The following is a 15,001-nucleotide window of genomic DNA, read 5'->3' as shown; positions in this document are numbered from 1 at the left end:
AAAGCGAGCCCTTTCAGGCCCGTAGAAATTTTCTTGCTCTGCTCGTGTCCGCGCGTGTGGCGCGGCATTGACCCCAGTCCCATGGTTTTTACCAATCTTATAGACACCGTTGGTTTCCTGAGTACCCGTCGTGCCCCGGCTTGTCAAAACCCCAACTGCCCTTTTTCCAACGCGAAAAGGCCTGCGCACGGCGCAGACCCTCGATTTGTCGGAAAACGGAAAGGGTATCAGAGGCCGCCGATGAACGCGCCGGCAGCCAGAGCCACGGCGATGGTCGCGAAATACAGGGCGCGGTCCCAATTGAGATCTACAAGAACACTCAACCCGCGATAGCCATTTGAAATCGTCTGCATTCGGTCACTCCCTAATCCGCGATTCATCCACAAACCGCATGGGTAACGGCGCAATGTGGCGAAGGCGGGTACCAAATATGGCGAAAGCAAGGCGTTTGCCCCGCTTTGCCGGGTGTGCAGCGACTGTTCCGCGACGGTTACGGGCAGAACAGATCGTTTCCGAGTGCAAAAAGCATCAAACCAAGGACAAGAGTGATCCCGATGCTCATCAGGATCCGCAGCGCAGCGTCGCTGGGTGGTTTGCCGGTCGCCGCCTCATAGGCGTAGAATGTCAGATGCCCCCCGTCCAGCGCCGGGATCGGGAACAGATTGAGCAGACCAACTGCGGTGCTGAGAACCGCGATGAAGTTAATGAAGCTCGCCGTGCCCTGACTTGCCATAGCACCCGATACCTTGGCGATGCCTACGGGGCCGGACATGTTGCAGGTGCTGATCGCACCCGTCACCATGTGCCACATGCCGGAGATGGATCCCTTGATGATCCGCCACGTCCCCGCAACGCCGCTTTGCGCGGCCTCCCACAGACCGAGCTTCTCGGTCGCCGGGGTAATCGCCATATCGCTTGAAATGCCGATCCGCAGCACGTTGCGAAAGCTGCCATCGGGCTGTGGTTCGTCCGTCGATTTCGGCACCAGCGTGAACTTCAGCGTCTCCCCCGCCCGCCAGACATCCAGCAAGAGAGCGGTTCCGCCCGAGCCTTCGACAGCATCCTTGAGCTGCTTGAACGCAAACGTGGGCGTGCCGTTGATGGCAGTGATCACATCGCCCGACTGCAAGCCGGCCTCGTAGGCGGCGGTTTCGGGGCCGACGCCCCCGACCAGCGCCGGCATCGGATACGGACCGGGCACCGTCAACGTCGTGCCATCGCGCTGCACGGTGTAATCGAGCACCGGATCAAGTGGCAGCGCGTCGAGATACTCGACATAGTCCGCACCGTTGAGCGCATCGGGCATCGGCTGCCCGGCGATCGCATCAATCACGTCACCCTGCTCAAGCCCCTCGACGAGGGTCGGCAGCGGTTTAAGCGTATCCACGGTGAGCGGTGTGCGCACTGTTCCAAAGCTGATGGCAATGGCTGCGAAAACGATGATGGAGAGGGCGAAATTGAACGCAGGCCCAGCCGCAACAGTCAGTGCGCGCGCCCAAAGCGGTGCGCCGTGCATGGTGGCGCGCAAGCGTGCGGGGTCAGATGCCGCGGCGTCCATCGCGTCGGTGTCCTTGCCCGACGCGGCATCGGCATCGCCCGCAAATTTGACGTAACCGCCGAATGGCAGCAGGGCAACCTGCCACCGTGTACCGTGCTTGTCATGCCGCGAATACAGGACCGGACCGAACCCCAGCGAAAAGACATCCGCCTTGATGCCGCACCAGCGTCCGACGATGTAGTGGCCGTATTCATGGATCGCCACGATCACCGACAAGGCGACGATGAACGCAAGCACTGTCCAGATGAAACCGCCGAACTGCGGAACCAATGTTGTGAAATCCAATGCTCTATCCTGCCCTTTTTTGAATAGCCGCTTGAGCGGCCTTGCGTGCGAGATGGTCGATATGAAGCACGTTATCAAGGGTCATGGTGGCATCAATGTGGCCCGGTTGTGCCTCAAGAGCCTCCAGCGTGTCGGCCACGATGTCGGACATTTGAGTGAATCCGATATGGCCTGCGATGAATCCGTCCAATGCGGTTTCCTTGGCGGCGTTGAATACGGCCCCCGACAGGCCGCGCCGCGCCATAACGTCGCGTGCGATGCGCAGCGCGGGCCAGCGTCGGTCATCGGGCGCGCGGAAGTCCAAACGCCCGATCGCAGCCAGATCAAGCCGCTCGACCGGCAAATCGCGGCGGTGCGGGTGGTGCAGCGCATAGCCGATTGCGTGGCGCATGTCCGCCGGGCCGACGTGTGCCATCAGCGCCCCATCATGAAACCCCACCAGCGCGTGGATCATAGACTGCGGATGGACGAGCACTTCGATCTGTTCGGGGGGCACCCCAAAAAATTCCCGCGTTTCAATGACTTCCATCGCTTTATTGAACATGGATGCGCTGTCGATCGTGATGCGCTGCCCCATGTCCCAGTTTGGATGGTTCGACGCCTGCGCCAGGGTCGCTTGCGGCAGATCCTCGATGGGCCAGTCCCGGAAGGCCCCGCCCGACGCGGTGATGATGATCCGCTCGACCGCCTCCATGCGCTCTCCCACCAATGCCTGAAACACGGCGGAATGTTCGCTGTCGACCGGCAAGATCGTCGCGTTGTGCGCCCGTCCGGTTTGCAACAGCAAGCCCCCGGCACAAACCAGCGATTCCTTGTTGGCGAGTGCGAGCGTCGTGCCTTGGGCCAGCGCCGCCATGCCAGGGGCCAGGCCAGCGGCGCCGACAATGGCCGACATGATCCAGTCGGCGGGCCGGTAGGCCGCTTCGACGATGGCATCGCTTCCCGCAGCCGCACCGATATCCGTGCCCTCTAGCGCCGCGCGCAGATCGTCCAGCAGGGTATCGTCCGCAGTGACGGCGATCTCGGCGTCCAGATCTATCGCATCGCGGGCAAGTTGCGCGATGTTGCGCGCCCCCGTCAGCGCCACGACATCGTATTCCTTCGGTGCGCGCTTGATCAGGTCAATCGTGTTCTGCCCGATCGAACCCGTTGCGCCCAGAACGCTGACCCGCCTCATGGATTAGCCAACTCCAGGCGGAAAGCCGATGAACTGTCCGATAACGAGCAAGAACAGGGCTCCGCCCAGCATACCATCGAAGCGATCCATCAAGCCGCCGTGGCCCGGGATCAGGTTCGAGCTGTCCTTGACACCCAGTCTGCGCTTCATGCCGCTTTCGGCGATATCGCCCATCTGCGACGCCATTGAGATCGCGATGGAAATGCCGATCAGTTGCAGCCCCGCGCCGGTATTTATCGAAAACAGCAGCCCGACGAGGGCCGCACCGACCCAACCTGCGGCGGTGCCTGACCATGTTTTCTTGGGGCTGACCTTGGGCCAGAATTTCGGGCCGCCGATCGCCCGCCCGGCAAAATATCCCACCACGTCCGTGACCACCACGACCAGTACGAGCCAGAGCATCCAGCCCACACCCATTTCGTCACGCACTTGTATCAAGCCGAAACCGGCGAGCAAAATCATCACCGTGAAGGACATGTACAGCGTCCTGTTCCGCTCTAGCCTGCCAAACCCTATGAGAGCGGGTGCCAGGAGAATTGGCAGCGCAAAGCCAACCGGAAGGTAGACAGACAACAGCACCGCACCACCGGTCAGACCGCCAAGCAGCGCCTGAACATTCGGCACACCCGGCCGTAGCATCCCGACGAGCTCCCACACCATCGCGCCGCAAATCAGCGCAACCAGCACATGGAACCACTGCCCCCCCATCCAGATGCCGAGCGCGCCAATGACAACCATCGCGGCACCGGACCCCATGCGGGCGGCCAGATCGGACCATTTTTCGGGCCTGCCAACCGGTTTGCTATCCGTAGACATATCAGTCTCCTCAGGTCTTGACCGCGCCGAAGCGGCGGTCGCGGCCGCCGAAAGATGCGCAGAGCCGCGCAAATTCCTCACGGGTGAAATCGGGCCAAAGCGTGTCGATGAATTCATATTCGGCGTAGGCCGATTGCCACAGCAGAAAGTTGGAAATCCGTGCTTCGCCGCTTGTTCGTATTACGAGATCCGGATCGGGCAAAACGTATGTGTCCAAATATCTTGGCAGCGTTTCTTCATCCACATCAACGGGGTCCAGCCTGCCATCCGCGACATCCTGCGCCAAACGTTTGGTGGCACGCGCCACCTCGTCACGGCCGCCGTAATTCAGTGCGATCGTCAGATGCACCCGCTCGTTGTGTTCCGTCGCCGTCTCCAGATCGTTCATCAGTTTGATCAGCTTGTCGTCCAGACGCACCCGGTCGCCGATAAAGCGTACACGCACGCCGTTTTCTCCCAGCGCGCGGGTTTCTTTGGCGATGTATCGACGGAACAGGCTCATAAGCCCTGCCACTTCGACCTGTGTCCGCTTCCAGTTTTCCGTCGAGAACGCAAAGATAGTCAGATATTCGACGCCGACGTCCGGACAGGCCTCGACCACTTCGCGCACGCGCTTGGCGCCGGCGTGATGCCCGAACAGCCGCGGACGCCCGCGCATCGTCGCCCATCGCCCGTTGCCGTCCATGATGATGGCCACGTGACGCGGCCCACCCGGCGTTTGCGAGGAAAGCGTATCGGGCTGCTGTTCGGCACGTTCGTTCATAAGGCCTGCTTTGCTGATGCTGTGATCCGGGCGCGGCGCTGCCCAAAAACAAAAACGGCCTTCCCGGTGCAGGAAGGCCAGGGCGGTCTTTTCAGACCTGCATGATTTCGGCCTGTTTCGTTTCCAACAGACTGTCGATGGCGGCGATCTGCTTGTCGGTCAGTTCCTGAACCTCGCCTTCCCAGATTTTCTGATCGTCCTCAGACATGCCGTCGGCCTTGGCCTTCTTGATCTGGTCCATGCCATCGCGACGGATGTTGCGGATGCTGACGCGGGCGTTTTCGGCATAGCTACCGGCCACTTTCGTCAATTGCGTGCGCCGCTCTTCGTTCAGCTCGGGGATCGGCAGCATGATGATAGTGCCGTTGAGCTGCGGATTGATGCCAAGACCGCTTTCGCGGATCGCCTTTTCAACCTTGCCGACCAGCCCCTTGTCCCAGACATTGATCGTGACCATGCGCGGTTCCGGCACGTTGACGGTCCCGACCTGGTTGATCGGTGTCATCTGCCCGTACGCGTCCACCATCACCGGCTCAAGCATGGAGGCCGAGGCCCGCCCGGTCCGCAAGGAAGCGAACTCCGTTCGCAAGGACGCGATCGCGCCCTTCATGCGCCGCTCCAGATCATCGGTGTCCAACATGAAATCTTCAGACATAAAACGCCCCGTGTACAGTTTTGTTAACCGCAGGGTTTAGAGCATTGGACAGCACAAGGAAAGAAGCCTTTGGGCGGTTCACGGCTCGGACAGCTTTCGACTTGCCCGGGCGACGCTAGCCCTGCACACGGGTATAGGTGCCCTCGCCCGCGAGGATGCCCTTGAACCCGCCCGGCTCATCGAGCGAAAAGACGATGATCGGCAGGTTGTTGTCGCGCGCCAGTGCGATCGCAGAGGCATCCATGACACCCAGACGTTTGGCCAGGACGTCGTCATAGCTGACGGTGTCGTAGCGTTTGGCGTCCGTGTGCTTTACCGGATCCTTGTCATAAACGCCGTCGACCTTTGTGCCTTTCAAGATGGCCTCGCAGGACATCTCGTTGGCGCGCAGGGTCGCCGCCGTATCGGTGGTGAAATAGGGGTTGCCGGTCCCGGCGGCGAAGATGCAGACGCGCTTTTTCTCAAGGTGGCGCACGGCGCGCCGGCGAATGTAGGGCTCGGCCACTTCGTTCATGGTAATCGCGGAGATCACCCGCGTGTGGATGCCCTGCGCTTCCAGCGAGGATTGCATCGCCAACGCGTTCATGACGGTGGCAAGCATGCCCATATAGTCGGCGGTCGTCCGTTCCATCCCCTGCGCCGATCCCTGCAATCCGCGAAAGATATTGCCGCCGCCGATGACCATGCAGATCTCGACACCCATGTCGTGCACGGATTTCACCTCGCGCGCGATCCGCTCGACCGTCGGCGGGTGCAACCCGTAGCCCTGATCGCCCATCAACGCCTCGCCTGAGATTTTCAACATGACACGGCGGAAAGCGGCTTTGGGCTGGTCTGACATGAGGGCACCTTTCGGGTTTATGGCTGTCGGGCTTTCGCCTGCGCGCAAAATGTCGCAAATAGCGGTCAGGTTCAATGCAGCGCGCAGGCTTGGGGAAAAAGAAATGTCGGAAACCGAACGCGCCGCCTTGATTGCGCAAATCCCCTTCGACAGGCCTGTCTTGATTGCGGGGCCGACCGCGTCCGGCAAGTCCGCACTGGCGCTTGAGATAGTGCAGCATGGTGGCGGTGTGATCGTGAATGCCGATGCCAGCCAGGTCTACGCCTGCTGGCGTGTCCTCACCGCACGGCCCGATGCGTCAGAGGAAGCCCGTGCGCCGCATCTTCTCTACGGTCATGTGGCGGAGCGCCAGGACTATTCCACCGGCCACTGGCTGCGCGAGGTCGCCGGCATTTTGCAAGATGGTGCGCGACCCATCATCGTTGGCGGAACGGGCCTGTATTTCAAGGCGTTGACCGAAGGGCTCGCGCAGGTCCCCGCTACCCCTCCCGATGTACGGTCCATGGCCGATGCGATGACGATGGATGCCCTTGTTTCACAGCTCGATGGGCAAACGGCTGCGGGAATCGATCTTGATAACCGCGCCCGCGTTCAACGCGCGTGGGAGGTGCTGCGCGCGACGGGGCGGGGTTTGTCGCAATGGCAGCGGGACACGCCGGCGCCGCTTCTGCCGCCGCAAAGCTGTACCCGCATCGCGCTCGACGTCGGGCGCGAATGGCTCAACGCGCGGATCGCGCGGCGCTTCGACGCAATGCTGGCGCAGGGTGCGTTGGACGAGGTCGCAGAAGTCCTGCCCCGCTATGACCCCGCGCTGCCTGCGCACCGGGCCATCGGTGTGCCGGAACTTGTCGCACATCTGCGTGGCGAAATCAGTTCTGACGCGGCGCGCGAAGCCGCAGTGATCGCAACGCGCCGCTACGCCAAAAGGCAACGGACGTGGCAGCGCAGCAAGATGTACGGCTGGCAAAAGCTGACCCTGCGGTGAAAACGGCACTGGACCAGATGTGTTGATTGGCCCTAGCCTTCAGCGACCTTCGCGTTAAGGTTGCGCGGACAGGGCTTGGCCCTGTCTGCCCACCCCTGACGGAGCCCTACCCTCAATGAGCGAGACGCATCTGAAAATCCTCACGCTGGCACAGGTGTCCGGCGGACAGGACTGGCGACTTGGGCTTGCGCACGACCGGCCGCATCACACGCTCGTCTGGATTACCCGCGGCCAGGGCCGGATGCTGCTGGATGGGCGCCGGCGCGGCGTCGGCACGCACAACGCGGTGTTCATTCCAAAAGGTGCCCTGTTCGCGCTCGATCTGGGACGGCAGGGCATGGGCCAGGCCGTTCTGATACCGGACGGCACCCCGTTGCGCCTGCCAGATATGGCGCGCCAGCTGCGCGTGCGCGACGTTCAGGTCCAGTACGAAATCGCCGGTCTGATCGAAACGGCGCAGCGCGAACAGAACCAGATGCGCCCGCTGCGCCAGGATGCGATGGAGGCCTACGTCGCGCTGATGTCGGTCTGGTTGCGCCGCCAGATCGCGCAGGAGGAACATGTGCCGGCCCCCAGAAGCGCCGCAGAGCGGTTGTCGCGCGACTTTGCCAAACTGGTAAGCGCGCGCTATGCTTCGGGTGCGCCGATGGCCGACTACGCGCAAACCCTCGGCTTTACACCCACCCATCTCAGCCGCGCGGTCAAGGCCGCGACGGGAAAGACCGCCGCCGATCTGCTGACTGAACGGGTGGTCCATGCGGCGCGCACCCTGCTGGAAACGACGCCGCATCCGGCACGCAACATCTCGCATCATCTCGGTTTTGGCTCCGCCGCCTATTTCACCCGCTTCATGCAACAGCACACCGGGCAGACGCCAAGCCAGTTGCGCAACCGATCCACACCACCGCACTCCGGATCCGGGCCGCGAGAGCATCGCGTGCGGCAGAGCGCCGCACCTTAGCGGCGTCGGTGGCCAACCACCCGGTTTAATGGGCAAATGACGGACGTTTATACCCACACACCGTTGACGCGAGTTGGAAACTTGTGCCTCATGGGTGAAACCAGAATTTCGGCATCCGACCGAAACGATCAACGCCGCACCGGATCCACGGTGTGCGGGAGGGACGTGCAGCGAACGGATCGGCACGCGCGCAAGCAGTATCAGGCTGTATCTTCCGGACATGAATAAAGACAGCGGGCACCAAGCCCGGAGCAACGGCGGGGGTCATTCTCTCATCGCCAAGCCGCCAACGGGGACTATCTTTTATGGGACTATTCATCCTCAGACGTCTGGGCGTGATGCTGGTCACGGCCCTGTGCCTGACGTTCATCGTGTTCTGGCTGACGAACCTTTATCCGAACCTCGAAAAGCTTGCCAAGACACAAGGCAACTTTCGCATGAGCGATGAGGCCGTATCGTCCTACCTCGGCAACCGCGGCTATCTGGAACCTTTGCCGGTCAAATTCGGTCAATGGCTGGGCGTCGTCCCGGGATGGGTCACTGAACTGGAGAACGGCACCGTTATGGGCCGCTGTTTCCCCGAAAACGCATCCGTCGAAGAGCGGCGCAGCTTCTGCGGTGTCCTGCAGGGCGATTGGGGATACTCGACCGTGTTCCGCGAGGATGTCGGTAAGATCGTCACCACGCGGCTCGCGCTTACGGGCAAGCTGATGCTGTGGGTGCTGGTGCTGATGGTACCGATGGCGCTGATCATCGGGGTGCTCGCGGGCATGCGCGAAGGGTCCAAGCTCGACCGGTCGCTGTCGACCGTTTCGATCATGTCGACGGCCACGCCGGAATATGTGTCGGGCGTCATCTTTATCGCCGTTTTCGCCTCGTCTGCCTTCGGGCTCAAATGGTTCAAGGGATCCGCCACCTCGGCGATGGAAAACGCCACCTTCGAGAATTTCTTTCTGCCGGTGCTGACGATCTCGCTTTACGGGATGGGATATATCGCGCGCATGACGCGGGCCTCGATGACCGAGGTGATGACGGCGCAATACATCCGCACAGCACGGCTCAAGGGTGTCAGCTTCGGCAACATCGTGATCAAACACGCGCTGCGCAACGCGCTGATAGCGCCGTTCACTGTTATCATGTTGCAGATCCCCTGGCTGCTCAACGGGGTGGTGATCGTCGAGACGCTGTTCAATTACAAGGGCTTTGGCTGGGTACTCGTTCAGGCAGCCAGCAACAACGACATCGAGCTTCTGCTCGCGGTGTCTGTCGTGTCGGTCTTTGTCGTGCTGCTCACGCAGCTGATATCCGACATCGGCTACGTTTTCCTAAATCCACGCATTCGCATTTCTTAAGGGAGGGAGACGGACATGGAACATCTTACCTGGACCGGGGCGCTCGCACCGCTCAATCTTTTCCTCGCACTCGCTTCGGCCGTGCTGATCATCGCGGCGCTGGCGCAGATCGTTGCGGGCATCGTTTCGTCGAGCGGCGGCCGCGCCGTCTATGCGGATGGCACGATGGATGCGAACAAAGGTGTTTCCGGCTTTCTCGGTATGATCGTCGGATACTCCTTCGCCGCGGTGGTCTGCATCGCGTTGATCTACATCGTCCTCGGCGCAGCGATGGGCACAACTGCGGGAATATTGGGCGCGATGAGTCAGCAGCTCGTCCCCGTCTGGTTGGCATTGGTGCTGACCTTTGCGCTGTCGGTCACTTTCAAACGCAAGCTGGGGCTTTACGGCAAGCTCTTCGACAGCACGGTGGGCATGATCGGTTTCGGTCTGGTGATGTTCTGGGTGTACGCAGGGCTTTTCGGCGGTGCGCTTGACTGGGTCACGACGCATGACACACTGAGCCAGTATTCGGGCATGAAGAACAAGGCGCCCGGCACCCCCCTGCGCGGCGGCGAAGACGGCGAGTACATTTGGTTCCTGCTGGGCGGCGACAATCTGGCGCGTGACGTGTTCAGCCGGCTCTTCGACGGTGCCTGGGTGGTGATCAAGATCGCGCCGTTCGCGACGCTCTTTGCCTTCATGGTGGGCATCACACTGGGCCTGCCGGCGGGGTACTACGGTGGCAAGCTCGACACTTTCCTGTCGTTTCTCGCCAATCTCATCCTCGCGTTCCCGGTGATCTTGCTGTTTTATCTGCTGGTGACGCCGGAGATCGTCCTGACAGGTATCCCGAACTACATGGCGCTCGTTCTGTTCGTCTTTCCGCTGATCTTTCTCGCCGTTCTGCTGAACTCACGCTATTACACGCAACCGAGTTTCCGAACGCCGCTGTTGATCATTGTGCTGGGCTTTGGTGCCTGGTTCTATCTGTCGCTGGTCAGCACCGATGGGGCGGTGGTCGCGACACCGACCTATTCGATTCCCGGACTGCCGGCGTTTCTCGACGGGTTCGACATCGACCCCAATCTGCTGGTGGTGTTCGTATCGGTTGTGTTCGTGAACGCGCCGACGGTCTTCCGGATCGTGCGTGGCCTCGCGATGGACATCAAGACGCGCGATTATGTCGCCGCTGCACAGACCCGGGGCGAGGGACCGTGGTATATCATGCTGTGGGAGATCCTACCCAATGCGCGGGGCCCTCTGATCGTGGATTTCTGCCTTCGCATCGGGTATACCACCATCCTGCTGGGCACTCTGGGTTTCTTCGGTCTTGGCCTTTCGTCGGAAAGCCCGGACTGGGGCACGACAATCAACGCGGGACGTCGGCTGTTGTCGATATACCCGCATGCGGCGATTGCGCCTGCGGTGTCCTTGTTGACGCTTGTTTTGGGGCTCAACCTGTTGGCGGACGGGCTGCGCGAGGAAAGCCTGCGCGATTAAGGGGCGGTGTACGGGGGCGCTGCCCCCGGACCCCCGGGATATTTTCGGCCAAAAGAAATGGACAGCGTGCCGTTTCGGAGGCCCTCCACGATAGGAGACATGACGATGCCTGAAGAAACCTACGACGGCCCGATCCTCGAAATCGACGCGCTTTCGATTTCGTTCTTCACGCGATTGCGCGAGATACCGGCGGTGATGGATTTTTCCGTCGCGGTGAAGCCAGGCGAGGCTGTGGGGCTGGTTGGCGAAAGTGGCTGCGGCAAGTCGACCGTGGCGCTGGGCGTCATGCAGGATCTGGGCAAGAATGGGCGCATCGTCGGGGGCTCGATCAAGTTCAAGGGGCGTAATCTAGCCGATATGAACGATGGCGAGTTGCGCAACATCCGGGGCTCGGAGATCGCGATGATCTATCAAGAGCCGATGGCCTCGCTCAATCCGGCGATGCGGATCGGCAAGCAATTGATGGAAGTGCCGATGATCCACGCCGGGATGTCCGAAAAGGATGCCTATGATCGCGCGCTGCAGGTCGTGGCGGATGTGAAGCTGCCGGATCCCAAGCGGATTTTGGAAGCTTATCCGCACCAGCTTTCGGGCGGGCAGCAGCAGCGGATCGTGATCGCGATGGCGCTGATGAGTGAGCCGTCCTTGTTGATCCTCGATGAGCCGACGACCGCACTGGATGTCACGGTGGAAGCGGCCGTGGTCGAGTTGGTCAGGGATCTGGGCAAGAAATACGGAACATCGATGCTGTTCATATCGCACAATCTTGGTCTGGTGCTTGAGACGTGCGACCGGATTTGCGTGATGTATTCCGGCGAGGCCGTCGAGCGCGGATCGATCGAAGACGTGTTCGACGAGATGCGTCATCCTTATACGCAGGCGCTTTTCCGGTCCATCCCATTGCCCGGTGCAGACAAGAACGCGCGCCCGCTCGTCGCAATACCGGGTAATTTTCCACTGCCGCACGAGCGCCCGAAGGGATGTAACTTTGGACCCCGGTGCGATTATTTCGAAAAGGGTCGCTGTGACCAGCGAGCCATCGCGATGGAGAGTGTGCCGGGAAACGACAGGCACGCGACACGGTGTCTGCGCCACAACGAAATAGATTGGTCCGCCACGCTGGGGCTCGCTGAAATCAAGACCAAGGGAGATGTGGGGGATGTCGTTCTCAAGATCGACAACCTAAAGAAATATTATCAGGTTGCGGCCAATGCCATGTTCGGCGGCGGCAATAAGAAGGTGGTGAAAGCCAACGAAACACTGACCTTCGAGGCGCGCGAGTCCGAGACTTTGGCTATCGTGGGCGAATCGGGCTGCGGGAAGTCGACGTTCGCCAAGGTTCTGATGGGGCTCGAGACGGCGACCGACGGGCAGATTCTGCTTGACAACCAGAGCATCGGCGACGTGCCTATCGAGGAACGTACCACCCAGAATGTCGCCGATGTTCAGATGGTTTTCCAGAACCCCTTCGATACGCTGAACCCGTCGATGACGGTAGGCCGGCAGATCATTCGCGCGCTCGAGATTTTCAGGATTGGCAGGAACGAGAAGGAACGCCGGGTCCGCATGCTTGAACTGCTGGATCTGGTAAAGCTGCCGCGCGAATTTGCCGACCGGATGCCGCGTCAGCTTTCGGGTGGGCAAAAGCAACGCGTCGGGATCGCGCGGGCGTTCGCAGGGGATGCGCGCATCGTGGTGGCGGACGAGCCGGTGTCGGCGCTGGACGTGTCGGTGCAGGCGGCGGTAACGGATCTGCTGATGGAGATCCAGCGCGAGCAGAAGACCACGCTGTTGTTTATCAGCCACGATCTGAGCATCGTGCGCTATCTCGCGGACCGCGTCATGGTGATGTACCTTGGTCACGTCGTCGAGTTGGGGACCACGCCGCAGGTGTTTTCACCGCCCTATCACCCCTACACCGAGGCCCTTCTGTCGGCCGTTCCGATTGCCGATACGCGGGTGAAGAAAAAGCACATTGTTCTTGAGGGTGAAATTCCGTCGGCGATGAATCCGCCCTCGGGCTGTCCGTTTCAGACGCGGTGCAATTGGAAATCCAAGGTGCGCGGTAATCTGTGCGAAACCGAAGTGCCGCCGATGCGGATGATGGGCGGAGATCACCAGATCAAATGCCATCTGGACCAGAAAGAGTTCGATGGAATGGAGCAGGTGATCGATCTGGGCGAGCTTGCCGCCGAATAGAGCGTACACGTAGAACGACCAAGGGCGGCTTTGTGGGAGCTGCCTTTTGTCATTTGTGAACCTGCCGGTGTCAGAACAGCGGCAGATCGACCATTGCTGTTGCGATGACGGCGGGGAAGTAGGCGGCGGCGAAGAAGAAGAATGTGGGGAACCTGTGGCGCATCACGCAACCGGCGATCACCATCGCGGGCCCGGCCATCAGCGCCAGAAGCGTCGGCAGAACGATCATTGCATTGTATTCAAACCCGGGCCCCCATGGCATTTCTGGATTTTCAAGGCCCGCGGCGATGGCACCGACGATCATGCCCAAGACCAGCCCCATGAGAAGCGGCTGGTAATTGCGCCGGGCCGACGGCGCCGTGGCATCCACCGGAGAGCTGAACCTGGATGTGGCCGTGCCCTCACCGCCCGCCATCGCTTCGCTGCCGCGACCGTTGTGATCGTTGATACGGGCGATGCGGTCCTGAAATGTGCTGTGGCTGCTCATTGTGTCACTCACTGTCTGCTCGTTACAGTTAACGGTATCGACAATGATTGGGGCGAGATTGCGGCATGCACGCGAAGTCATTGGGGCGACGTAGTGCTTGTGGTCAAACCCGGGTGTCCGAAGTCGTGCACGGCACACGCGGCGCGCCAAGGACCGTGCGCCTAGCTGCCGGCGATGATGCGCACGTAGTTTTTGGTCTCGTTGTAGGGCGGAATTCCGCCGTACTTCTTAACGGCACCGGGACCGGCATTGTAGGCGGCAAGGGCCAGCCGCCATGAACCGAATGCACGGTATTGCTGCATCAGATAGCGCGCGCCGCCTTCGAGGTTCTGCGCCGGAACGGCGGGATCGACACGCAGCCGTGCCGCCGTGCCGGGCATCAGTTGGGCAAGGCCCATCGCGCCCTTGTGCGACAGCGCCTTGTGGTTCCAGCCGCTCTCCTGCTGCACCAGACGCAGGAACAGATCTTCGGGCACGCCATGTTTGCGCGCGGCTTCGCGCGCCATGTTCAGGAACGGTCCCTTATAGCGACCGCGATATTTGCGCACGGACGTCTCGTCATCCCACTTGGTTGGCGTCACGACCTTGGGCGGCTGAAGGCGGGCGGAGCTGTGATATTGCTTCGAGGCGCGGCTGTCCAAGAGCTTCTTCTGGGCGCTGAAAAGCTTGCTTCGGCTTTTCGACGAGAAGATGTCGGCCGATGCGGGCGCGCCGGTCACGAGGCTTCCCACGATGATTGCCACCAAAGCTATGCGCATCACGCCCCCTGCCCGCTGCATCTCGATTAGGGCGCACTATACCAAAGGAGGCCTTTCGTACCAGTCCCAAATCGGGCCGGGCCGGACAGCACAAAAAGGGCGGAAAACTGCGTGTCCCTGTCAGCCGATCGCGTTATAACGACGGCTGACGACGGGCGGCCCGGATTCGGCGCGCGCCCACGACTTTACGTCGAGATTTGACAAAAGAGGGAGACCCGCATGGCCGGCTCAGTGAACAAAGTGATCCTTATCGGCAACCTGGGTCGCGACCCGGAAGTCCGCAGTTTTCAGAATGGGGGCAAGGTGTGCAACCTGCGCATCGCCACCTCGGAGAACTGGAAGGACCGCAACACCGGCGAGCGTCGCGAAAAGACCGAATGGCACACCGTTGCCATATTTAACGAAGGTCTCGTGCGCATCGCCGAGCAATATCTGCGGAAAGGGTCCAAGGTCTATATCGAGGGGCAGCTCGAAACCCGCAAATGGCAGGACCAGTCCGGCGCGGACCGTTATTCCACCGAAGTCGTCCTGCGCAATTACGGTGGCACGCTGACCATGCTCGATGGGCGTGACAGCGGCGGCGGCGGCTACGACCAGGGCGGCGGATACGGTGGCGGCCAGTCTTCGGGCGGCGGCGGCGGCGGGTCGCGCGATCTGGACGACGAAATCCCGTTCTGATCCG

At 61.1% G+C, this 15,001-nt stretch carries 15 protein-coding genes; 6 read left to right on the top strand and 9 right to left on the bottom strand.

The features are described from left to right. Positions 1-227 precede the first annotated feature (227 nt). The 7 genes from Q1A06_RS03240 to pyrH form a co-directional block, all read right to left on the bottom strand. Positions 228-353, bottom strand: coding sequence for a hypothetical protein (locus Q1A06_RS03240; protein WP_299558574.1), 126 nt, complete (start codon positions 351-353; stop codon positions 228-230). A gap of 137 nt (positions 354-490) precedes the next feature. Continuing rightward, positions 491-1,843 (bottom strand): RIP metalloprotease RseP, encoded by a 1,353-nt coding sequence (gene rseP / locus Q1A06_RS03235; protein ID WP_299558572.1) that lies wholly within the window; start codon positions 1,841-1,843, stop codon positions 491-493. Positions 1,844-1,847: 4 nt separating this feature from the next. After that, positions 1,848-3,020 (bottom strand): 1-deoxy-D-xylulose-5-phosphate reductoisomerase, encoded by a 1,173-nt coding sequence (dxr, locus tag Q1A06_RS03230; protein ID WP_299558570.1) that lies wholly within the window; start codon positions 3,018-3,020, stop codon positions 1,848-1,850. Positions 3,021-3,023: 3 nt separating this feature from the next. Continuing rightward, positions 3,024-3,836: a phosphatidate cytidylyltransferase gene (locus Q1A06_RS03225; RefSeq protein ID WP_299558568.1), complete on the bottom strand. Its 813-nt coding sequence runs from the start codon at positions 3,834-3,836 to the stop codon at positions 3,024-3,026. 10 nt (positions 3,837-3,846) lie between these two features. Next, a complete protein-coding gene (uppS, locus tag Q1A06_RS03220; RefSeq protein ID WP_299558566.1) occupies positions 3,847-4,599 on the bottom strand; it encodes a polyprenyl diphosphate synthase in 753 nt (250 codons plus the stop codon). Between the two features lie 91 nt (positions 4,600-4,690). Then, entirely contained in the window at positions 4,691-5,254 is a 564-nt protein-coding gene (frr, locus tag Q1A06_RS03215; protein WP_299558564.1) for a ribosome recycling factor, read from the bottom strand. Between the two features lie 115 nt (positions 5,255-5,369). Further along, positions 5,370-6,095 (bottom strand): UMP kinase, encoded by a 726-nt coding sequence (gene pyrH / locus Q1A06_RS03210; RefSeq protein WP_299558562.1) that lies wholly within the window; start codon positions 6,093-6,095, stop codon positions 5,370-5,372. A gap of 103 nt (positions 6,096-6,198) precedes the next feature. Between pyrH and miaA the strand changes: the two genes are divergently transcribed. From miaA to Q1A06_RS03185, 5 genes are all read left to right on the top strand, one after another. Further along, positions 6,199-7,080, top strand: coding sequence for a tRNA (adenosine(37)-N6)-dimethylallyltransferase MiaA (gene miaA / locus Q1A06_RS03205; protein ID WP_299558560.1), 882 nt, complete (start codon positions 6,199-6,201; stop codon positions 7,078-7,080). Positions 7,081-7,195: 115 nt separating this feature from the next. After that, the gene (locus tag Q1A06_RS03200) at positions 7,196-8,041 is read left to right on the top strand and encodes an AraC family transcriptional regulator (RefSeq protein ID WP_299558558.1); all 846 of its coding nucleotides are present in this window, start codon (positions 7,196-7,198) and stop codon (positions 8,039-8,041) included. Between the two features lie 305 nt (positions 8,042-8,346). After that, entirely contained in the window at positions 8,347-9,393 is a 1,047-nt protein-coding gene (locus tag Q1A06_RS03195) for an ABC transporter permease (protein WP_299558556.1), read from the top strand. Between the two features lie 15 nt (positions 9,394-9,408). After that, positions 9,409-10,875: an ABC transporter permease gene (locus tag Q1A06_RS03190; protein ID WP_299558554.1), complete on the top strand. Its 1,467-nt coding sequence runs from the start codon at positions 9,409-9,411 to the stop codon at positions 10,873-10,875. 105 nt (positions 10,876-10,980) lie between these two features. Further along, complete coding sequence (locus Q1A06_RS03185; protein WP_299558553.1) at positions 10,981-13,074, top strand: ABC transporter ATP-binding protein; 2,094 nt, start codon at positions 10,981-10,983, stop codon at positions 13,072-13,074. Positions 13,075-13,144: 70 nt separating this feature from the next. Here Q1A06_RS03185 and Q1A06_RS03180 read toward each other — a convergent pair whose 3' ends face one another. Then, complete coding sequence (locus tag Q1A06_RS03180; protein WP_299558552.1) at positions 13,145-13,561, bottom strand: hypothetical protein; 417 nt, start codon at positions 13,559-13,561, stop codon at positions 13,145-13,147. Between the two features lie 161 nt (positions 13,562-13,722). Beyond that, positions 13,723-14,319 (bottom strand): transglycosylase SLT domain-containing protein, encoded by a 597-nt coding sequence (locus tag Q1A06_RS03175; RefSeq protein ID WP_299558551.1) that lies wholly within the window; start codon positions 14,317-14,319, stop codon positions 13,723-13,725. Between the two features lie 219 nt (positions 14,320-14,538). Between Q1A06_RS03175 and ssb the strand changes: the two genes are divergently transcribed. Continuing rightward, positions 14,539-14,997 carry a single-stranded DNA-binding protein gene (gene ssb / locus Q1A06_RS03170; protein ID WP_299558550.1) on the top strand — a complete coding sequence of 153 codons (459 nt, stop codon included), beginning with the start codon at positions 14,539-14,541 and terminating at the stop codon, positions 14,995-14,997. Positions 14,998-15,001: the final 4 nt, after the last annotated feature.

This window comes from uncultured Sulfitobacter sp. (genome assembly GCF_947497275.1).
Classification (GTDB): Bacteria; Pseudomonadota; Alphaproteobacteria; order Rhodobacterales; family Rhodobacteraceae; genus Sulfitobacter.
The sequence above is the reverse complement of the archived record's forward strand: the minus strand, read 5'-3'. Positions and strand labels throughout refer to the sequence as shown.